The sequence below is a fragment of the Leptospirillum ferrooxidans C2-3 genome (assembly GCF_000284315.1).
Lineage (GTDB): Bacteria > Nitrospirota > Leptospirillia > Leptospirillales > Leptospirillaceae > Leptospirillum > Leptospirillum ferrooxidans.
The window spans coordinates 2353985-2374855 of record NC_017094.1 but is presented as its reverse complement, the minus strand read 5'-3'; the positions used below and the strand labels follow the sequence as shown (position 1 = coordinate 2374855).

At 54.6% G+C, this 20871-nt stretch carries 11 protein-coding genes; 3 read left to right on the top strand and 8 right to left on the bottom strand.

From position 1 onward, the window contains the following. Window positions 1-154: 154 nt before the first annotated feature. From LFE_RS13325 to LFE_RS14005, 4 genes are all read right to left on the bottom strand, one after another. The gene (locus LFE_RS13325) at window positions 155-2995 is read right to left on the bottom strand and encodes an EAL domain-containing protein (protein ID WP_081495434.1); all 2841 of its coding nucleotides are present in this window, start codon (window positions 2993-2995) and stop codon (window positions 155-157) included. Window positions 2996-3749: 754 nt separating this feature from the next. Continuing rightward, window positions 3750-4205 carry a DUF5069 domain-containing protein gene (locus LFE_RS11820; protein WP_014450454.1) on the bottom strand — a complete coding sequence of 152 codons (456 nt, stop codon included), beginning with the start codon at window positions 4203-4205 and terminating at the stop codon, window positions 3750-3752. Between the two features lie 33 nt (window positions 4206-4238). After that, window positions 4239-5150, bottom strand: a complete 912-nt coding sequence (locus LFE_RS11815; RefSeq protein WP_014450453.1) for an NAD(P)-dependent oxidoreductase — start codon at window positions 5148-5150, stop codon at window positions 4239-4241. Between the two features lie 182 nt (window positions 5151-5332). Beyond that, window positions 5333-5587, bottom strand: a complete 255-nt coding sequence (locus tag LFE_RS14005) for a hypothetical protein (protein ID WP_014450452.1) — start codon at window positions 5585-5587, stop codon at window positions 5333-5335. 217 nt (window positions 5588-5804) lie between these two features. Here LFE_RS14005 and LFE_RS11805 point away from each other — a divergent pair, with 217 nt between their 5' ends. Beyond that, on the top strand, window positions 5805-7043 hold the full coding sequence (locus LFE_RS11805) for an MFS transporter (RefSeq protein WP_014450451.1): 1239 nt from the start codon (window positions 5805-5807) through the stop codon (window positions 7041-7043). A 57-nt stretch (window positions 7044-7100) separates the two neighbouring features. On the opposite strand, the gene LFE_RS11800 is transcribed toward LFE_RS11805, so the two are convergent. Further along, window positions 7101-9707, bottom strand: coding sequence for an AAA family ATPase (locus tag LFE_RS11800; RefSeq protein WP_081495432.1), 2607 nt, complete (start codon window positions 9705-9707; stop codon window positions 7101-7103). A gap of 522 nt (window positions 9708-10229) precedes the next feature. Here LFE_RS11800 and rhuM point away from each other — a divergent pair. Further along, window positions 10230-11213: a virulence protein RhuM/Fic/DOC family protein gene (gene rhuM / locus LFE_RS11785; RefSeq protein ID WP_014450448.1), complete on the top strand. Its 984-nt coding sequence runs from the start codon at window positions 10230-10232 to the stop codon at window positions 11211-11213. Window positions 11214-11315: 102 nt separating this feature from the next. Continuing rightward, window positions 11316-14954: an ATP-binding protein gene (locus LFE_RS11780; protein WP_014450447.1), complete on the top strand. Its 3639-nt coding sequence runs from the start codon at window positions 11316-11318 to the stop codon at window positions 14952-14954. 31 nt (window positions 14955-14985) lie between these two features. On the opposite strand, the gene LFE_RS11775 is transcribed toward LFE_RS11780, so the two are convergent. The 3 genes from LFE_RS11775 to LFE_RS11765 all read right to left on the bottom strand — a co-directional run bounded on the left by LFE_RS11775 (window position 14986) and on the right by LFE_RS11765 (window position 20870). Beyond that, the gene (locus tag LFE_RS11775) at window positions 14986-15339 is read right to left on the bottom strand and encodes a hypothetical protein (RefSeq protein ID WP_014450446.1); all 354 of its coding nucleotides are present in this window, start codon (window positions 15337-15339) and stop codon (window positions 14986-14988) included. Between the two features lie 98 nt (window positions 15340-15437). Further along, entirely contained in the window at window positions 15438-16982 is a 1545-nt protein-coding gene (gene tssA / locus LFE_RS11770; protein ID WP_014450445.1) for a type VI secretion system protein TssA, read from the bottom strand. A 45-nt stretch (window positions 16983-17027) separates the two neighbouring features. Further along, the gene (locus LFE_RS11765; RefSeq protein ID WP_014450444.1) at window positions 17028-20870 is read right to left on the bottom strand and encodes a type VI secretion protein IcmF/TssM N-terminal domain-containing protein; all 3843 of its coding nucleotides are present in this window, start codon (window positions 20868-20870) and stop codon (window positions 17028-17030) included. Window position 20871 lies beyond the last annotated feature (1 nt).

Here is a 20871-nt window from a genome sequence, read left to right as displayed (position 1 = left end):
TTGGAAAAAAATAAGCCTGTTTTCACAAGATCGGCCTCAGAAACCGGTCATCTTCAAAGACGGGGGACTCTTTTAAACCAGAGAATAGAAAAATCTTCCTCTTGGAGATCATCTGGTTTGTCTTTTGACCGGAATCCTTCTTTGCGGCGTTGTGTCAGCCTTGGTCCAGATTCCAGATCCGGTCAATTCTTCTGATGAGGTCCTGATTGATTTCCCTGATTGCGCTTTTGAGCGCCTCGAATGCTGGATGGTCTTCCCTGTCCCGGGCTGAAATGGCTTGGCGGATATGCTCGTGAAGAGATTCGTGAGCCTCTTTGTACTCTCTGAATTCTTTTGTGTCTCCATAACGGAGAGCTCCGTTTCCGTCGATCCACCTCCCCTGGAGGCAACGGTGGGAGTCGATCCACTCAACTCTTGTTTCACCGGGAATTCCGATTCCAGAGATGAAGTTTTCATAAAAAACACGAGCCGCTTCCTTGGCCATCAGAAGGGGATAGTCTTTCGGTTCCCATGGAACCTTGTTCCATTTGGTCCATGACTCAAAGGGTTGATACTGTCTGTGCCATTCTGGAATGTTTTCCGCGGACATGGGGTGCGCGATCGCGAACCCCTGACCGATCCGGCATCCCCATTTGAGAAGAAGATGGCCTTCTTCTTCGGTTTCGATTCCTTCTCCGATCACATCGATGAGCAAGAGTTGAGCTGAGGTGACAAGACTCGCGACGATGGCCATATCCTGGGGGCTTTTGGGAAGTTTTCGGACAAATTTCTGATCGATCGACACCCGGTCTATTCCAAGTGTCTGGATGTAGGAAAGGGATCCATGATCTGTTCCGATATGGCTGATGGTGATGGCGACTCCGAAGCGCCTGCATTCATCGAAGACCTCTTTGACCTTCCGGATTTCCTGAAAGGATCTGGTTTCAGAAACGTCGAGTTCGAGGGATTGTGGGCGAATGTCGGGGTGGTGTGAAAAGGCCGACCGGAGATCTTCGATAAAGCTTCCCGAGAGGAGATGTCGGCTACTGACATTCATCCGGACCCTGGGGCAGATATTTTGCTTGGCCCAGATCGGAATATGGGAGAGAATCTCCTCCAGAACCCATCGTTCTACGTCGATAATGAGATCACAGCCTTCCAGAACGCCGATAAATTCTTCTGATTTCATCTGTCCCCGGTCGGGGTGGTTCCATCGGAGCAGTGCTTCCATTCCCTCGATCTTTCCCGAGGTCATTTCAACCTGGGGCTGGTAATCAATGGAAAACCGTTTTTCCTTGAAGGACCTGGCGAGCTCTTCCTTCATCCGATGGGCATTTTCGAGAGATCTGGACATGATCGGCTGAAAGACCTCCCAGCCATTCTTCCCATGTTCCTTGACCACATACATGGCGAGATCCGCATGCTTGATCAGACTTTCGTCACCTCCTTCATCGGGAGGAATGATCGTGATTCCAAGGCTTCCGCCGACCGTTGCGAGCTCTTTTCCCAGCGGGATCGGAAGTGCGAGGGAGGCGATGACCCGATCGAAGATGGCGGCTTCTTTTTCTCCTTCCAGGTCTGAAAAGATGATTCCGAACTCATCTCCTCCGAGCCTTGCGAGGGTGTCTGTTCCCCGAAGCACTCCTCTCAGGCGCTCGGAGACTTTCACGAGAAGTTCGTCTCCTGATTGGTGGCCCAGACGATCGTTCACCAGCTTGAATCCGTCAAGATCCAGAATCCCCACTCCGAACCGTCCTTTGGATCGAAGATGGCGATTGATGGTCTGGTTCAGCCTGTCCTGAAAGAGTCTGCGATTGGGAAGACCGGTGAGGGAGTCGAACAGGGAAAGTCTTGACACCTCCTCTTCCCGGAGCGCTCTTTCGTCATCTTTTCTTCGGTTTTCGATTGCAAAAGTGATATTTTGGGTGAGAACATCGACCAACTTTATGAGTTCCGGATCGAAATAATCTTGTTGGTTCGAATAAACGATCAATGCTCCGAACATGTCCCTGTCCAGTAAAACAGGAGAAGCTGCTATGGACAGGATGCCATTTTCCCGGAGAGTCTGAAGAAGGGAGGGATTCTTGATCTGCTCCTCTAATTGATTCCAGACGATCGTCTGTTTTTTCTCCAAAAGCTCTGTCCAGAGGGGATTCTTCTCCGGATTGGCGGGGTCGCTTGAGTGTTTTCGACGGATGAAATTCTCTGTGGCGTTTCCAAAATGGGTGAGGACGGTTCCTTCTCCGGACAAAGGGTCCATCTTGATGAAGCGAGCCAGGAGGAGACCTCCTTCCTCGACGACGATCTGGCAGGCTTCGGGAAGGAGGTGATCCATGTCGGGCAATGTCAGGATGAGTTGGTCGATTCGGGAAAGGGCTTGATGGAAACGGTTCTGCCGTGTGATTTTCCGATGGAGCCGGCTCTTCTGGTACAGGTAAATGAGTCCGCCCAAGGTTGTGGCAAGGATGATGATGGTCCTTTCAAAGTCCAAAAGCCGGATTTTCTGGAAGAAGGTAGTCCGTTGGTTTGTCGCCCATCCGGAAAGTTCGGTAGATAAAACCATCAATCGGTGATCTGTATTGACGAGATCGGAAACGGGGCCGGAAGAGATGATCTCTTTCCGGAAATGGTCGAAAAGGGAGGAGGTCTCTAGGAGGACGGCCCGTTTTTTTCCGGAAAGAAAATCATCATTGTTTGTCATGGTGGACAGGACCGTTTCTCCTTGCGATAACAGGCCGTCGCGATAGCGGGTCCACAAAACCCCAGGAAGAGTGGTTCTTGAGATGGAGTCGAGTGTCAGGGTGTCGTTGATCTTTTCAAGGAAGACGACCGCATCGGTGAAGCGGGCGATTTCGAGAGTTTTTTGAGTGATGGCGGCGCGCTCGATCGACAGAAAGCCATAGAGGCCTGCCATCAGGGCCAGGGCCCAGATGAGCCATAGCCCTGAAAGGCGAAGCTCTTTGAATACCTGGTGACTTTCAGCCGATGCGGATGGAGGCAATGCCAATCCTTTCATCAGGATGTGCGCTTTTCACCAAGCGGGATGGAGTGGATAATCTCCTGGGGGACCGCTGGCGATTCAGGAATCTTGAGGATTTTCTATAAGTATCACTGATACGATTTTTCTGCAACGTGAGATGTTTTCATGTGAGATGGTTGCTGTTTCCCGAGAAGAATCCATAACCTTTATGTCGGGAAAACGGCAAAACGTGTATGAGTCGAATCTGCCAGAAAGAAAGCCCTCTGCTTGTTCTGGTCGGTGGCTTTGGCCTGATCTTTTTTGATAGGGAAGAGGGGTTTGACCGGTGTCAATCGACGACAAATCCTGCCGGTCTTCATCTCGCGAGGCAATGTCCACCAAAGTCTCTTCCTGAATGCTTTGCTCTGCCTGATTCTGCTGGACCGGAAAGAAAGAATTCCTATCAGGGGCTCGGACGATTCTTGACCCGTACTTTAGTCTTGCTGAAGTGCTGTTAGCCATCGTATGGTCATAGTGGAATGATCCTCGCTGCCTGGGGTAAGACCGGCTTTTCGACGGAGTCTTCTTTTCGGGGCAAAAAATAAGGGAGAGGGCCTGAAACCAACTCTCTCTCAAAATAAAAACGAACCGTAAATCCTTGTAAATCGATTTGCCCCATTCTGCGAGTTCACGAAAACGAGCAGAATCACATGATCCGGCATGTCAGGATTTTAAGACAACAGAATTCCGGTGGACGCGGTTACAGGATGCGTCCACCGGCTGGTGAGCAATGATATAAGGAAAAATGGCTTTATCGGTTCTGGTTTACCTTGCGGTGAAGAAGGGCAAGGTCATCAAGCATGTTGAGCGCCACGGCGTGGGAGAGTGTTTCGTCGGTGACGCCAAGCTCTTCTCTCATCTTTTTGGCCAGGTCCGGAGCATGGATATATCCCCGAATGGCCTCGTTGTGGATCGTGATGGTCTGGGCATCGGTTTTTCCGTGCTTTTTGACATACTCCTCAAACTGGACATAGGTGGGTTTCTTCTCCTTGACAAAAGCCAAAAGGGAATCCTTGTCGAGCCCCAGATTGGAGATGGTCAACTGGTCGAACCCCTGTCCGCAATAATGATAGTCTTCAGGAAGAAGTCCAGCGTTTCCCAGTGTCAGTTTGGTCCAGAGTCTTGGAAGGTGAAGAATTCCCAAAGGACCGGCTGTTCCGGACGGAATGATGGGAACGATCGTTTCCGGGGTGTGCTTTTCTGCCATTGATCTTCCTTTCTTTGCTGGAGGTTTGGGTTTTCAGGGACGGTTCTCTGCCCTGTCGGGAGTTCTTTCCCGAAATGTCAGCTCTGAAATGCCGGACTTGTCAAGCTCTCCGAGTCCCATGCGAACCATACGATCATACTGCATGGCGGTGGCTTCGGCCAATGGGAGGGAGAGATTCGCCTCATGGGCGAGCTCGATTGCGATATGGGCATCCTTTGCCGCATGGGAGGCGGAAAAATAGACCTCATGGTCCCTGTTTTGCATGTCGGCTCCGTCAGTTTCCAGAACGCGCGACATGGCGCCGGTTTTGGAGAAGACCTCCCTGACGAGCGTCAGGTCGAGGCCAAGGGCATCGGCGAGCCCCAGACCTTCGGCCAGCCCAGCGGTGTTGATGTTCATGACCATGTTGACCAGAGCCTTCATCCTGGCGGCCTGACCGACGGGTCCCATGAGAACGATTGAAGAGGAGAGGTCTTCGAGAAGAGGAAGGATGCGATCAATGGTCTCTTTCTCTCCGCCTACGATCAGGAACAGCGATCCGCTCCGTGCCTGTGGAATGGAGCCGGCCATGGAGACCTCGAGCGATTTTGCTCCGGCTTTCCGGCATCTGCGTTCGGTTTCGATGTGGGTTTTGGGAAGAACGGTGGCACAGTTCAAAAAGATTTTTCCGGAAGATCCCGAAAGAAGGGAATCCCCCGTTTCGGAGAAGATCCGGTCCATGTCGGAGTCATTTCCCACGACGGTGATGACGACGTCAGCGCCGTCTGTCACCTCCCCGAGTGTCTTGGCTGCTGTGGAGCCCAGCTCCGATGCGGCTTTTTCGGCATGAAGCCTGTTGACGTCATGGACTTGTGTGATCGGGTAGCCCCGGTCGAACAGATTCCGGGCCATATTGAGTCCCATGCGTCCGAGTCCCACAAAACCGATTCTCAACTGTTTTTGCATGCAAAGGACTCCTGGAAAAATGATGGACAAGGATTTCTTGAGGAAACAGGATCAGAATAACCGATTTTCGAGAAAGGGATCAAAACCCTCCCCGATCGTCTGATACCGGCCAGAATGCCTGCCGGTTGCTCGAAAGATGGTCAGGGCGCAAGCGTAAGATTTTGTCTTGAGAGAGTTTGTCGTCAGAGCTCGTCTTCTTCGTCCTCAAGGGGAAGATCCGTCCCGAGGTTGTCTTCATCCATCGGGAAATCGTCGTCTTCCCCGTCATCGTCCATGGACAGGGGATCATATCCCAGTGCGGAGATGATGGATCGCGGAGTGCGTTCGGAGGGCTCATCATCGGGATCCTCCGGTGGGTCAACCGACCAGTCGATCTTGTCCTCATCCATTTCTCCGAAACGAAGCCCTGAAAATCCATCGTCTTCATCCTCTTCCATGGGATCCTCCCTTTGTGTGGGATTTTGGGAATGGTCTAATGGGTTAAAGCGCATGGCAGCTGATCCCGTGGCCCAAAGATCGGGCCCTGAAATATCTTTGCACAGCTTCGGTGCGAGAGAAAGCCCTTTTATGATGGATTTTAGGATGCGGCAACGGTCAGAATAAAAGTCCTTGATCCTTTTTCCTTTTGGCAGTTTGGACAGCGAGGGTGTTCTCATGATGTTTTTTAGTGACCTGAAGCATCTCGCACCTGCCCATCGCCGGGTGGTTCTTGCGGGATTTTTGGGATGGGCGCTTGATGCCTTTGATTTTTTCCTGTTGATCTTTGTGCTGAAGGATGTCGCGGCAACCTTTCATTCCTCCATGACCGAGGTGACGCTCGCCATCTTCCTGACCCTTGCGACGCGTCCTGTCGGAGCCCTTTTCTTCGGGATCCTCTCGGACCGTTATGGACGTCGGCCTGTCCTCATGGCGGTTGTCATGGCCTATTCGGTTTTTGGATTTTTTTCGGCGCTGGCTCCCTCTCTTGGCCTTTTCTTTCTTCTCCGGGCGTTTTTTGGCATTGCCATGGGGGGAGAGTGGGGCGCCGGTTCCGCTTTGGTCATGGAAAGCGTTCCACCGGCTGCCCGGGGGTTTGTCTCCGGGATCCTGCAGGCGGGTTACCCGTCCGGCTATCTTCTGGCCTCTTTGGCCTATGCGTTTATCTATCCTCTCACCGGGTGGCGGGGGCTTTTGATGCTGGCTATTCTTCCGGCCTTTCTGGTCTTGTATATCCGAAAAAACATTCCGGAATCCCATGTTGTGGAAAAAGGGGGAGGAGCGTTTCCGGATTTCCGGGAGATCTTTTCTGTTCACTGGAAAACCGTGGTGTTTGCCATTTGTCTCATGACAGCCTTCAACTTTCTGAGCCATGGGACCCAGGACCTGTATCCGAGTTTTCTGGAGGGAGTTCACCATCTGTCCCCCCATGAGGTGGGGGGGATCGCTGTCCTTTACAACATCGGGGCAATCCTTGGAGGGTTGACGCTCGGCACCCTGTCGGAGCGGGTGGGGCGCAGGCGGGCGATCTTCATGGCGGCGGTGATGGCGCTTTTATGCACCCCCTTCTGGGGGAGTTCCCATGGACTTCTGGTCATTGCCCTCGGAGCTTTCTGGATGCAGTTTTTCGTCCAGGGGGCATGGGGGGTGGTCCCGGTCTATCTGAACGAGATTTCTCCGTCGGGAATCAGGGGGATCTTTCCGGGTCTCGTCTATCAGGTGGGGAATCTTCTGGCCTCGGCAAATGCCACGATCCAGTCCGCCCTGTCGGTCCGGTTGGGGGGGCGGCTCGACATGGCGCTGATGTCGGTTGCGGGTTTATCAGCCTTGCTGATTGGTCTTTTTATTCTGGCGGGGCCGGAAAGAAGGGGAACGATTCTCGGAAAACACGTCCAGAAAGATCAACCCGACAGATAATGGCTTCAGGCTTCTCAAGCCAGAAACCATTTGATGGATGGGAAAGCATCCCTTCTTTCATATCGGTGAACGGCGGCCTTGGTGTTCTGACATTTTCCGGTGAAAATGGATCTCCTTTTCAGGGTCATGGGAGAATGGGGTCTCCCGGGACTCCAGAAGATGGAGGGTCCGGCGGTGGAGTTCTCGTCTTCTGCGATCTGTCAATGTCTGATAGGCCCTGTACCTCAGCAAGGTATTGCTGAAAGAGTAAAGGATGTGTCCGTCAACCTCCGTGAATTTGAGGATTTTGGACTGGATGAGCCCCTCAAGACGGGAATCGAGGTTCTTTTTTTCTTCCTCCGAACAGAGGGGGAGGAGGAGCTCGCGTGTAAAAGACTCTCCCAGAACGGCGGCCTTTCCCAGAAGGAATCGGTTTTCCCCTGTTGAATGGAGCTTGTGGGCGAGAAAGTCTTCGAGTGTGCCGGGAAGTTGGCAAGGATGAAGCGAATGGGTGTTCGGGGTATTTTGATAATATCGGACCAGCTCTTCGACAAAGAGGGGGATCCCGTCGGAGTCCTTCTCGATTTTCCCCATGATCTCGGGGCCAAGCTGTCCCTGGTGGTCCATTTCCTCAAGAAATGTCCGGATGTCCCGGGACGGAAGCGGTCCTAAAAGGACATGCTCTACCCTCCAGAAATCCACTCCGGAGCGATCAGCTGTATCCCGGCTGGTAAAGAGCAGAAGGAATGGGGCCGCCGGTGGGGCAACTCCGATCCGTTTCAGGATCCGGAGGGTGTAGGGGTCACCCCAGTGGATGTCCTCAATGGCAAGAATGAGCGGTGTCTTGTCTGGCCGAAGGAGCATGAAACGGGTGAACAGCTCTATAGCCTCCTGATACAGCTCTTCCTTGGGAATCGGGGTATTTTCTCCGCTGCTCTCCAGGGGAACCTCCAGAATCTGGGAGAGGACCTTTCCCAGGCGATGCCTGTAGGGGCTTCTGATCCCGACGGCGTCAAACATCTTTTCCAGGGTTTTTTGATCGAGAAGCTTGCCCACGGCAAAGGATTCCCGGATCTCATCTGCCATCGGAAAAAAGGGGGATCCCTGGGTTTCCGGCCGGCAAAAAATCGTCCGGACCAAGACCGGGCCGGTCTGGGTTTTTTTGAGGAAATGGCAAAGAAGACGGGATTTCCCCATCCCCTTCTCCCCTCTGATTCCGAAGATTGCGCACTGGCTCTGGAGAACCCGTTCCCAGATCTCCGTCAACCGGTAAAGCTCTGTTTCCCGGCCGACAAAAGGGGGTTTTGATTCTCCATCGATCTCCCTAAAACGTTGCCGGACATCGATGGAGGAAATAACCCGATAAGTCCGGTGGGGAGGCGTTCCGTCGGGACTGTCCGGAACCGGATGGCTCAGCACATGGCCGTGGGTTCTCTCGAGGGCTTGCCCTGTTGCCAGAACCTCCGAGTGTTTTCCGTTCTCCGCCAGACTGATGGCTGTTTTGATGGCATTTCCGGCCAGACTGACCGATGTGTTTTTGTCCGCTACGATGGCCGGTTCTCCGTGAATGCCGATGCAGACTGAAAGACCTTGTCCGGATGCAGCGATCGCGTCGACTTTATTTCTGATGCCAAGAGCACATAAAAGGGCATGGATGGACATCTGCTCCCGGATATGAGGATGTCCGAAGGTGCCCACGATAAGGGTTCCAAAATGTTGTGCGGGTATTCCTCCATAGTGTTCGATCAATGTGTGGGAGATTTCGATGACCCTCTCCACCCATCCAAATTGCTCGTCAGGATCCTCCACGCTCAGGAAAGAAACGGCAATGGCCAGATAGATCATGGGCCGCCATTCCAGTAGGGGCTCGGTTTTTCTGAGAGGGACGGACGTGATGAGCCCCTTGCCGTTGATCGCTCTTTCGTAAATCTGACGAATGCGATCGTCCGGCTCGATTCCGAAAAGATCGCGACAACGGCTCCTGATCTCCTTGAATCGCTCCAGGATCTCTTCCTGGCATCCGGCCTCTTCAAGAGATGTGAACAGTTCGGCCTGAAAGGGTTCCTGGTCGATATTGACGGAGGCCATCGAGCGGGCATGAAAAAGGGCTTTCTGGATGTCTCCCTGATTTTTATAGTGCTTGAGGACTTTCTTTAGCCTGTTGAGCGCGAGTGTCTCCATCTGGTCCCTGATTCCGATGGCCCAGTCGTCGAAAGGCTCGGATCCGGAGAGCTCCCATCCTTCCAAAAATGGACCCCTGTAAAGGGAGAGAGAGTGCTCAAGATCGTCAAAACAGGCCGGACACGCATCGGGCGGGTGGGGAGGCTGACAGCGGAAGGGAAACTGGAAGGAATGGAGATCAATGAGGATCTTTTCCGGATTCTTGACGAGGATCATCTCCCTGTCCGTTTCGATCAGTTCCGAGATCTCTTCTGGCATCGATTTCATCCGGAAGAGAAGCTGCCTCATGTTGTTCATGGGATCTTGCGAGTCCGGCCAGAGGGTTTGGGCCAGTTCGGTCCGGCGGAAACGGTGGGGCGCCGTGAGAAGAATCCGGAGCGCGAGCATGATGCAGAGGTTCGGGAGGAGCCGTCTGGACGGATCCTTCCCTGTGGTTATGGTAGGGGCTCCGAGAAGCTGGAGACTGATCTCGGGATGATTTTCGGAGATGGAACCAGCGTTCAAGACGGAACCTCTTTGAGGAACGATTTTCCTGTCGAATCTGTTGAGTGACCACTGGTGGCTGTTAAAAAGGCTTGTTTATCCTGGATGTGCTGTTTCGGAAGACATTTTCCGGGTGTTTCGGTGGGTGAAGAAGAGGCGCCGGCAACACATCGATAGAAACAGGCTAATCCTTCTCCTGAGCTATGAAAAGAAACGTCTATCAATTGTTCATCAATTGATCATCAATAAGAAAATGAATGAACGTAAGGGGATGTGCGATCCAAACATTATGGTCATCAGGGAAAATTGGTGATAAGATAAAAATCCGTTATTTGAAAATGGACCGATCGTTGCGATTTGCTGAGTGATATGGAGTTGGGGCCTCCTTTCTATCTTGGGCTTTTTTGGGGCGCTAGGTGTTTTTTAAGAATGCCGCCACCAGAGAAGGAATTTTGCGAATCTCCTCCGTCTCCCTGGCCACGGTGGTGATCAATCCTTCGGGACGGACGAGAAGATCCCGGAACGGATCGGAGAGGTTACTGAATGAAGGATGTTGTTATTTACCAATCGGACCGTGGTTCGATTGAGGTCACAGTGGATCGGGACAATGTCTGGTTAAGCCAGAAGCAAATGTCTCTGCTGTTTGATACCAGTCCTGATAATATCGGACTCCATCTCAAGAAGATTTATTCCGAAGGGGAGCTTGATGAGGAGGCAACAACCGAGGAATCCTCGGTTGTTCGTCTGGAAGGCCGCCGTCATGTGACGCGCCAGATCAAACACTACAACCTCGATGCCATTATTTCGGTCGGGTACCGGGTCAATTCAAAGAAAGGCGTACAGTTTCGCCAGTGGTCGACCGGGGTTCTCAAGAAACATCTTCTACAGGGATACACCCTGAACCAGAAGAGGTTCGAAGACAACGCCCGCGAGCTGGAAAAGGCATTGCTTCTGATCCGGAAGACTGCCGAAAGTCCGGCCCTGTCAACGGAGTCCGGGAAGGGACTTCTGGATGTTGTCACCCGCTACACCCGCACCTTCCTCTGGCTTGAGCGATATGACGAAGGATTGCTGTCGGAACCTTCAGGGCAGGAGGGTGGGGTATTGCCAACTCCGGAAGAGGCCAGACAGAGCATCGCCTTGTTGAAGGGCGAGCTCATCAAGCGGGGAGAGGCCGGAAATCTCTTTGGACAGGAGCGCGGAGACGGCTTCCTGTCCATCCTGGGCAATCTGGAGCAGAGTGTCTTCGGACAGCCCGCGTATCCAACGGTTGAGGCCAGGGCCGCCCATCTTCTGTACTTCGTCATCAAGAACCACCCCTTTTCGGACGGCAACAAACGGAGCGCCGCACTCCTCTTCCTGGACTTTTTAAACAGGAATGGCCGTTTGATAAAGGAGGACGGAACTCCGGTCGTCAACGATGTGGGGCTTGCCGCGTTGGCTCTTCTGGTGGCGGAATCGGATCCGAAAGACAAGGATGTGCTCATCCACCTGATCATGAACATGCTGGCCGAATGCGTCGCTTAAGCCCCTTGATTCATCCGTGGGGTGAGTGGCCGCCGGTTTGTTCTCTGAGGGTAGACAACGTTTAGTGGCGGGTCGTTGATGAGCGTTTCATAAGAGGGAGAGATGGCCCCGATGGGGAGGATTCGCCAAAAACAGGGACAGCTTGATGTTCGGGTACTGGGTTCTCCAGAACTGTTCTTTCGGGGACGATCCCTGGCAGGGTCGCTGTTCGACAAGCCGACCGCCCTTTTCTTGTATCTGGCGGTCGAGCGCAGGCGTCACAAGCGATCCGACCTGATTGGTCTGCTCTGGCCGGAAATGGATGAGCGATCGGGACGACAGAACCTCAACAGCACAATTTATATCCTGAAAAAGCGCTTCCAGGGATTGGGTGTGATGGATTGCGACCGGTTTTGTGTCTGGTGGGAGCTGTCCGGATGGGATCCCGATCCGGTCGACCTCGCGAGACTGATGGAGAACAAGCCTTTCCGGGAGTGTGACACCCTTCACGAACCGTCCTCCTGCAACAGATGCCATGAGAGAATCACCTCTTGCCTTTCCGAATATCGTGGAGATTTTCTGGAAAGCACAACGCTTCCCCATTTGCCGGCTTATGAAACATGGATCCGGGAAGTCCGGGAGGGGGTAAGGAGCCGGGTTCTTTACCTCAAGGGTCTCCTTTCCGGAACGACGCCGGTGGTTACGCCCGATGCCCCTTCCGTCGAGGGACCCGAGTCCCGTCAGGCAACCATCCTGTGTCTTCAGGTGGAACCGGAAAATCGCGAGGACCTTCAGGATCTGCTTCTGCAGATTGGCAAATGCCGGGAGCTGTTTTCGGACCTTTCCGTGAAGAATGGCGGCTGGGTCGCTCCGTTTCATGGATCTGCATGGTTTTCGTACTTCGGTTTTCCGTCCTCCCAGGAAAATTCCGCCCGGCAAGCTGTACGGACAGCCCTTGGAATACTGGAAAAAGTCCGGACCTCCGATTCTCCCTTTCCCCCTGTCAGGATGGGGATTCATACCGGAGAGATTGTTTGCGATCTGGCAAGAGGGCTCCCTGATGTTTTGGGGGAGGCGACCCGGATGGCCACACTGGTCGCCGATGAAGCCGGTCCTGGGGAGACCCTGGCAACGGAAGGGACGATCGGGAGTATCCGATCCTTTTTCATCTCCGAATCGGAGGGAGAGAGGCTGTTTGTAAACGGAAAAAATCCTGTCACCCTCCACAGGATCCTGGGAGAATCGGAAGGTCCTTCGTTCGGAGAGCTCTTTGTCGGGCGGGAGAAGGAGCTTGGAATCCTTCTGAAACTTTGGCGGCAGGTCCTCCGGGGGGAGAAAAAAGTCGTCTGGGTGACAGGAGAGGCGGGGATCGGAAAATCACGCCTCGTTCATGCTCTTGTCCGCTCTCTCGGTCAATCGGCTGTGGTCCGGGAGCTCTATTGTTTCCCCGAATGTCAAATGATTCCCTGGTTCCCCTTGACCCGCTTTTTCCGGACGTTTTTGAGCCTGAACCCTAAAAAGACAGCGGATGAGATCCGGTATGCTGCCGAAAAATATCTCCTGTCCATGGGGCGGCCGGTGGAGGAGGATCTTCCCGCCTTCCTCCGATTTGTTCTTGGAGAGGGACACTGGTCTGATCATCTCCCGCCACTGTCTCCGGGGAAGGTTTCTGTCCTGGTTGAAAATCTCATGGTGGACCTTCTGTCGGTCAGGGTCCGCAACTCGCCGGTTCTTCTGATCGTCGAGGATTGCCCATGGGCCGATCAACTGACCATCGCCATGATCCGGAAATTGCTCGGGACGATTTCTTCCGGTCGTCTGATGGTCCTGATGGTTTCCAGGACAGGGTCCGCTCTCCGGAATCTCTCCTTCGATGATCCGGACTGTCAGATCGAACTTCTACCCCTCGACCCAGAGGAGAGCCGGAAGTTCATCGGGGCGATCTCTTCCGACGCCCTGCCTCCGGAGAAGGTCCGGGAGCTGGTATCGCTGGGCTCCGGCGTGCCACTCTTTCTCGAGGAGTATGTCCGGATGGCCATCCGGTCATCGAGTGTTCAAACATCGGATTTTTCCCCCAATACGATGGAACTCCTTTCTTCCCGAATCGATGATCTGGGCGAGCATAAGGAACTGGCCCAGATTGCTGCCTGTCTCGGAAGGGAGTTTCCGAAGGATCTCTTCGGGCGGGTGGCCTCTTCACTGCATCCGGGCCAACAAGTTCCAAGATGGGAGTGTGGACTCAACACCCTTTTCGGAAAGGGGATTCTGATCAGGAGCGGGGAGGATCCTGAGTCGGTCTTGAGTTTTCGTCACGGGATTTTGCGGGATGCGATCCTCCGCTCCTTGCCGGATTCACGGCGGATGTTGATCCATCGACGGACGGTCGATGTTTTGAGGGAACAATTCTCCGACCGGGTCGAACAGGAACCGGATTGTCTGGCAGAACATATGGAAAAAGCCGGAATGTTCGAGGAGGTTCTTCCGGTCCTGGTTCGCGCCGCCAAGCGGGCAATTGCGATGGGGGCGATCCAGGAAGCCGGAGCCCGTCTGGAAAAGGCCCTTGAAATCGTCAGAAGCGATCGCTCGGAGAAGTCCCGGGAAAGGGAGCTCGAGATTCTCCTCGTCATCGGACCGGTCTGCCGGGTGCTTCACGGCTATGGATCGGACCGGATCGATGCGATCTACAGAAGTGCATTCGAGTTGTGCGACATGGTCGGACCTTCTTTCCGGACATTCCCTCTACTCTACGCCATGTGGGCCAGCGCGATCACCCGGTTTGGACCGGCGGAAGCGTTGCCCTGGGCCCGGAATCTCATGATCCATAGCCGGAAAAGCGGGCTTTGGGAAGATCGGGTCCGGGCGAGCCATGTTTTGGGGAATACGTTTTCCTGGACTGGAAAGCTTGACGAGTCGGAGAGGTCTTTGAAGGACGGGCTTTCAGAGGCCGCCGGATTCTACGACCTTGCGAGCAAGCCGGATCTTTCTCCCTATGCGGAGGAGCCGGTCGTCGGGCTGATGTGCGACCTTTCCCGGGTCTACTGCCTTCAGGGGAGGTCAGGGGAAGCGGAAAGCTGGGCATCCCGGGCGATCGGGCGGTCGACGGATCTTGGTCATCCGCTCTCCTTGTGCCTCTCCCTGTCCTCCATGACTCTCATCCATTTCTTTTCAGGTGAGTCCGAAAAGGCGGATGCGGTTTCGAGAAGGTTGCGATCCCTGTCAGAAACACATGGTTTTGAGTTGTGGGTGCACTCGGCTCTCTTTTCCATCGGTTGGTCCAAGGGGAGCGAGAAAGGGTGCGACATGATGCGGGATGCAAAACAGGTGATCATGAAGGATCTTCCTGGTTATGCCCCCCTATACAGCCTGTTCGAGGCCGACGGAGCCATTCGGGCAAAGAATCCCGAACGGGCGCTCATCGCTCTTCAGGAAGGAAGAAGGGCAGCTGTTTCAACGGGAATCAGCATTCTTGACCCGGAGCTTCTCCGGCTTGAAGGCGAGGCCCGTCTCATGATCGAACCCCATCGCTCCGAGCTGTCGAGAGCTCTCTATGGTGAAGCGCTCGACAGGGCCATTTCGAGCGGGGCGTACGGGCTGGCGCTGAAGGCTGTCCTGTCTCTTTCCCGGATTGTTCCGGGAGATATCCTGAAGGTCCGGGAGATTCTCGAGCATCTTCCCGAGATCGGGAGGGCGCCAGATTGGGAACAGGCCTTCAGGATCTCCCAGAATGTTCAGGAACCTTCGGGGGAATCCGGATTGCCCTGAAGGGATTGTCCTGAAAATGGAGACGATCAGGCTATTCCGGAAGATCCACCAGGAAATCCAGTGCCGACTCAAGCGGACAGGATCGTTTGTCCGAGAGATTGAGAATGACCGAGTCGCGAAGGGGAGCCCATTCCCGGATGGCTCCGGAAAAGGAGGTTTCTCCGTCCCGAAGTTTCTTGGCGATATTGTGGAGAATCCCGCGGGGATATTTGCCCGTGGCTTCGAGAACTCCGATAAGGTCCGGAAGACTCATGTCGGTCCTCATTCTCAGAAGACGTCCGAGTTCACGGTAGAAATCCATTCTCCTGGACAGGAACAGCTCCCGTGCCATTTCATCATATTCTTTTGGGCTGTCTGGCTCTTTGCCAGATGTCATGATGGCCATTCTCACCCCCTCAAGGATTTTCTCTATTAAAGGTTCACGCTGTTTTGAACAGTATGGACAGCCATTTTACCTGGATACTCGATCCGGTTCTGTGATGCTCATCTCTTCTGGAATGTTACGATGGCACTGGAGATGTCCAGAGCGACTAGACGGCGCATCAGGTGGCCGGCTTCCTTCTGGAGCTCGTCCTCTTCACTTTGCGAAAAGATCCGGTAGAGGAGCGGGAGAACCCTTTTGGAGAGCTCCGGTTCCCAAAGGTCGAGATCGATCCGGTCGCTCTCCCGGAGGAGGGAAAGCGCAAATATTTCAACGGGGAAATCGCGACCCCTTCCGGCGATCTCCATCAAAAACTCCGTATCCAGGTGAAGCCGGATCCGGGCCGAAGGTGCCTTTTTCCGGATCTCCTCAAATCGTCTGGCCGCTTCTTCATGTCGTCCATCGCCAATCATCAGCCGCACCGGCTCGAAAAGCGCTGATGAAGCCAACGTCTCCCCCCCTCCGGGGGGCTGATCGCCCATGTGGAGAGATTCAAGCCATTTTTTGCCTTCGGGAGAAAGGAAGGGAGTGTTGTCCGAGAAAGAGAGTGATTCGATTCCGGAAAGCCGTTTTAACAGGAAGGAGATCTCTCCCTTGAGGGCAAGAGCGGCCTGTTGGCCGGATTCGCCCATCTTTTCAAGCGCCATGGCCTCGTGGAAGGACAGATCCAGCCAGAAGGGGTAAACCGGTTGCTGGGTTTCCGAAAAGGCGATCAGGTCTTCGGGACTGCCCGAGGCGAGAACGGATTCCAGTGCGGACTGAAGGGGATGGGGAGGAGGGGGAATGCGGGTGACCCGATCCTGGGAGTCGGGGAGAACGGAGATCGGGTCCCACAGGGACATTCTGGAAGTACGATAAATCCGGAAATCGGTGGGATCCCCGGCCAGAAGATTTTCCGAAACGATTTTCATGGCCACATAGATCCGCTCCAGAGTGTCTTCCGGTTCTTCCTCCGGGATAGCGATCGGCTCCTCCTGACGGGACACGGGTTCCAAAGGTTCCGGAGAGGGAGCTGAACTCTCGGGGGGGACAGCCTCCTTTATCTCCTGGAGAGGCTCTGGCTCCAGGACGGGAAGGGCGTCCAAAAGGGCAATGACAGGGCTCAGAAGGGGGCCTTCAGGGTCTTTGTCTCCCAATGTCCGGTTCAATCGACGGGCGACCTCCCGGCCATCGGCCATCTCCCGGGGAGACAGTGGAGGATTGTCCAGCTTCGGAAGGATTTCCTTTTGCTGTTCGAGCCACCAGGAAATGGCGTTCCGTCTTCCCCGCAGTCTTTTCAGGGGTGGAAAAAGGGTTTCCCAATAGTCTTCGACGAGGTCGGCCATGACCTTGAGGCCGGCCAGAAAACCGGGGGGACCCCCGGTTCGGGTCAGGGCGACGGAAAGGTAGCAGGCGACCAGAAGGTCTTTTCCCTCCCTGTCGAGAAGCTCTTCGGAGAGTTTCTGGACCTTTTTCCAGTCGACCGCTCCTGACGCGGAGATGGACTGGCTTCGGTCGATTTCCGCCTGAAGAGCCAGAAAGCCCTCAAGCTCCCGAACATCGCGACCGGCAGGGAACTCTCCGGGGATCGCCTTTTTGCCAAGTTCTCTGATCGATTCAAGGTTCATTTTCTGATGAGCCCTTTCACGGTTTGTTTTTGGGATTTCCCCATGCTACAGGTTGTCATGAGATGGCGCCTCCGGTTGTGATGACGCGTTTTGTTCTCCCGGGAAGCAGTTTGAGATTCTCACGGGGATCTTGTCGCTGGCGAAGGGCCTGTCTTTTAAAGATTCCTGCTGGTGCTCGAGGTCATTCTGGTCGAGAATCGAGAGCTCCGAGTCGATTTTCCTGATCTTGTTCCGGATCCTGTCCTGGGAGGCCTGGGCCAGCTGGCCCTGCTTGTAGCTGGACAGGAGAGCATGCGCTCCCTTGAACCGGAAACGGACATCAAGGTGGGTCACATGGAGGTTGACGAGGGCGTCCTTGTAGAGAGGGAAGTCCTGGGGTGTCAGCCTCAATCGGCCCTGATAGAAGGCTTCCAGAAAATGGGCGAAACCGTTGGGTCCCGGATAGCTCCGGCTCACGGTGAGTTTTCCGATGCGGATATCGAGGGTCGTCCTTCCGCAGACAAGGGGGGACCATGTCCAGGAGCTCCGGACCGGAAGGTTGAAATTGTTGAGCACATGCGTCTTTTCCGCGCAGGAAAGTGTCAGACGTGTCAGGTAGGGCTTCGAAAGACTCTGGCTGTTCACGTCCGTCGGAAGGGCCTTTAACACCACCGGGAACTGTTTTTTGGTCATCATGAGGATCTTTCTGGAGTCGTCCTGATCTTGTTTCTGAAGGGACTGCCTCAGGGTGACGAGATCGAGATGCTGTTTCTTGCTTTCGAGTTCGGTCTCTTTCATCGCCAGTTCCAGCGATCGCCGTCCCGAGATGGCCGTGTTGATGAAGACCAGAAATTCTGGTGATACGGCGACTCCGGCTCCGTCTTTCGTGATGAGCCTGTAGCCGTTTGCGCCCCGCATGACAAAGGGTTTCATGGTTTTCTCCATGAAGGCGGGGATGCTTCCTCCCGCTCCCAGAAGAAAATGATTGAGCTCTTTCGACGTGAGAGAGGCCTGGGCGGGAGAGACGACATCGGCGACCCAGCGATCGTTGATCTCGCAGGCCGCTTCCCGGTCGAGAAAATCAAGGGCGCTTGAAAACTGGCCGGACACCAGCTCCCAGACGAGAATTTCCTTGGGATCCGAGCTCGAGATCAGGTTCTCTTTCATGCTGGAGAGGGCATCTCCGAGATCGATCAGGACGGGTTTTTTATTTTTGGAACGATGGCTGAAGGAGAAATAGGCCGCGGTCAGACCCAGGGCGTGTCCCTGTCCCTTTAGCCCGTCTCCCACCGCCTGGGAGAGATCCTGGGAAAACCGGGTATAGGCCTTGCTCGCATCGATCATGGAAACGAAGTATCTCTGTCCCCGTTTGGCCCCATGATGGGTTCCGGTGGAGCCGGACGCGTCGAGGATGCCGGCGTATCCCCGGATACGGGAGACCAGACCCGACTGGGGTCTGGCGTTTTCAATCCTGAGGATCCTTCGGAGAAGATCCTGCCAGCGTTCGTGCTGGTTGTCCTGGCTCGCCGGAAATTCCTCCGACATCCGGTTTGCAAGGAGGATGTAGGGATTTTGGGGTGTCGGAAGGCTCTGGAAGAAACCCTTCCAGGCAATGGCGTCGGAGAGGGTCGACTCGCCGTCCTGGAAGGACTGGAGAAAACCGAGCCATGCCTCTTCCTTTCGGATCCTGTACCAGGCCAGGAAGGATTGTTCATGCAAGGCGATGGGGAAGTTTGGCGGACTTGCCGCCTGGACCTCGGTGAGAAATTCGAAGATCCGTCTCATGCCGGTGTTTGTGTAGGCAGCCGGAATGGTCCGGCCATGTTTGGGGGTGGCGGTTCCCTTCCAGAAGGTTGCCAGAGTGACATTTTGCAAGTTCTGGGTGTTGACCCAGTCGACAAGCCATGTGAAGTCGGGAACGGTCTGTTCGACCTCCAGAAGGAGGGACTGGAGAAGGTCCTTGCTGGGGCCGATGGCTTCGGCCGGAACCCATGCGGTGTAGGCCAGATAGAGATCGGCGAAGTGCCGGGCTTCCTGGGGAGAGATGGTCGGATCGATGGTGGCGAGGTCCAGTGTTCCCGGCTGGGGTTGCCGCTTCAGATCGTCGTATCCCATCCGGTTTTCCCGGTCCCTGATGAGATTGATTCTCCGGACCAGGATTTCGGCATAGTCGGCCAGCTGATTTTTGGGATCATCGTTTAAAAGCTCCCGGATTTTGGCCCGGAGCGTCGCATTCATCTCGGGAAGGACCGCCCTTGAAAACAGGTCGGTGAATCGCTCCTTCATCCGGTCTTCAATCACCCCCACCTGTCCGGAAAAAGCGAGAAGGTGAAAGAGGATCGATCGATCCTTTCCCGCCATCCAGTCGATCAGGCTCCGGTAACCCTCGAGGTTTTCCAGATTCTGGTGAAAATCTCCTCCGATCCGGATTTCTCCGGGCTCCCGGGCGGAAAGCGTTTTGACGGTATGGTAGGTCACGTAAAACGAATAGGAAAAATAAAGTCCCAGAAGAAGATTGAATCCGTACCAGCTCACAAGGAGGATATTCGAGGAAAAGCGTCTCCATCGGGCCAAAAGACCCAGTGGAATGACCTGGGAGCGGTCGGAGGGCAGAAGGTCCGTAAAGAAATCCTTGAGGAAAACGCCCATGGTGAAGGGTGGTGCTTTTTTGGGAGAACCTCCGGAGATCATCGAGGCCGGTCGGGCGCCGGCCTGGTTTCCGTTCCCCAGCTCCAGGGTGCTCTGGTCGGATTTGAGGGCAACCCGGGAGTTGGGCTCGAGAATTTCAACGGGTTGTTCTTTTCGTATTCCGCCTTCATCGCCAAGAATCGAGGAGAACCGGGCTCCGCGGATCGTTCCGCTTGAAAGGAAAACCCCCCGGAAGACCGGAAGCTCGAGATAGGGTGAGGCTTCGAACAGTCCCTTGATAAAGGGGGTGAGAAGGGGCTTGAGGGCCTGGATTTCGAGCGGGAACACGAGAGCCTCGGAGGAGTCTGTTCCGGCATCGCTCCTGGAAAAGAGGATCTCGCGGATCTCTCCGGACAGCCTGTCGAGGGAGGACTCAAGCGTCTGGTCCCACTGCTCTTCCGGTTTTGAAAGATATCCCAGGATTTCATCGGTCCGGGGCTTCGGGAGCGACGAGACAAAATGGCCAAATCCCGACAGAAGATCGAGCTTGGTGACCATGATGTATACGGGAAAGCGGATGTTGGTGGTCCGCATCAGGGAGTCGATCCTCTGCCGGATGTTCTGGGAGATCCGGGCAAGCTTTGTGCTGTCGGAGCTCCAGAGATCTTCGACGGAAATGGTCACGATCACGCCGCTCAGGGATTCTCTCTGGCGCGTTTTTAAAAGAAGTCTTGTGATCAGATCCCATTCCTCATTGATGTCGGCGGTCTGCTCGGGATTGACGTAACGTCCCGAAGTGTCCAGAAGGATCGCCTTGTCCTCGAAGAAAAACTCGATGGTTTCGGTGGGGGGCGGATCGATTTGGGGAGAGACGTTCCTGAAGCGGATCGGGACGTTCGCATTGGCCAGAAGGGTGGTCTTTCCTGTTGTACCCCCGCCCAGAACAAGGAACAGCGGCAGGGTGGAGATCGGGTTCCCGCTCTTTCTCCCGGCCGATCCCCGGGCGGTGGAGATGGCTTTTTTCCAGAGGCTTCCGATCGAAAGAAGCCGCTCTGATTTCTTGTCCAGATTGGCGGAAGCACGGAGCTTTTGCTGGGAGGCCGTTTTTTGGATGAACCCGACGATCCGGCGTCCGGAGAAGGAGACAAGCACTACGATGGCGCCGGATAAAAGGGAAAGCCATATGGGCCAGTGTTCATAGGAGCCAAAAAGCCACACCAGGATAAACAGGGCCGTTGCCAGGAGAAGGGAGAGAACCGGTTTCAGGACTTTTTTAATCATT

Coding starts and splice junctions, on each gene's coding strand:
- LFE_RS13325 (WP_081495434.1), bottom strand. CDS start 2,995: ATGAAAGGATTGGCATTGCCTCCATCCGCATCGGCTGAAAGTCACCAG.
- LFE_RS11820 (WP_014450454.1), bottom strand. CDS start 4,205: ATGGCAGAAAAGCACACCCCGGAAACGATCGTTCCCATCATTCCGTCC.
- LFE_RS11815 (WP_014450453.1), bottom strand. CDS start 5,150: ATGCAAAAACAGTTGAGAATCGGTTTTGTGGGACTCGGACGCATGGGA.
- LFE_RS14005 (WP_014450452.1), bottom strand. CDS start 5,587: ATGGAAGAGGATGAAGACGATGGATTTTCAGGGCTTCGTTTCGGAGAA.
- LFE_RS11805 (WP_014450451.1), top strand. CDS start 5,805: ATGATGTTTTTTAGTGACCTGAAGCATCTCGCACCTGCCCATCGCCGG.
- rhuM (WP_014450448.1), top strand. CDS start 10,230: ATGAAGGATGTTGTTATTTACCAATCGGACCGTGGTTCGATTGAGGTC.
- LFE_RS11780 (WP_014450447.1), top strand. CDS start 11,316: ATGGCCCCGATGGGGAGGATTCGCCAAAAACAGGGACAGCTTGATGTT.
- LFE_RS11775 (WP_014450446.1), bottom strand. CDS start 15,339: ATGGCCATCATGACATCTGGCAAAGAGCCAGACAGCCCAAAAGAATAT.
- tssA (WP_014450445.1), bottom strand. CDS start 16,982: ATGAACCTTGAATCGATCAGAGAACTTGGCAAAAAGGCGATCCCCGGA.
- LFE_RS11765 (WP_014450444.1), bottom strand. CDS start 20,870: ATGATTAAAAAAGTCCTGAAACCGGTTCTCTCCCTTCTCCTGGCAACG.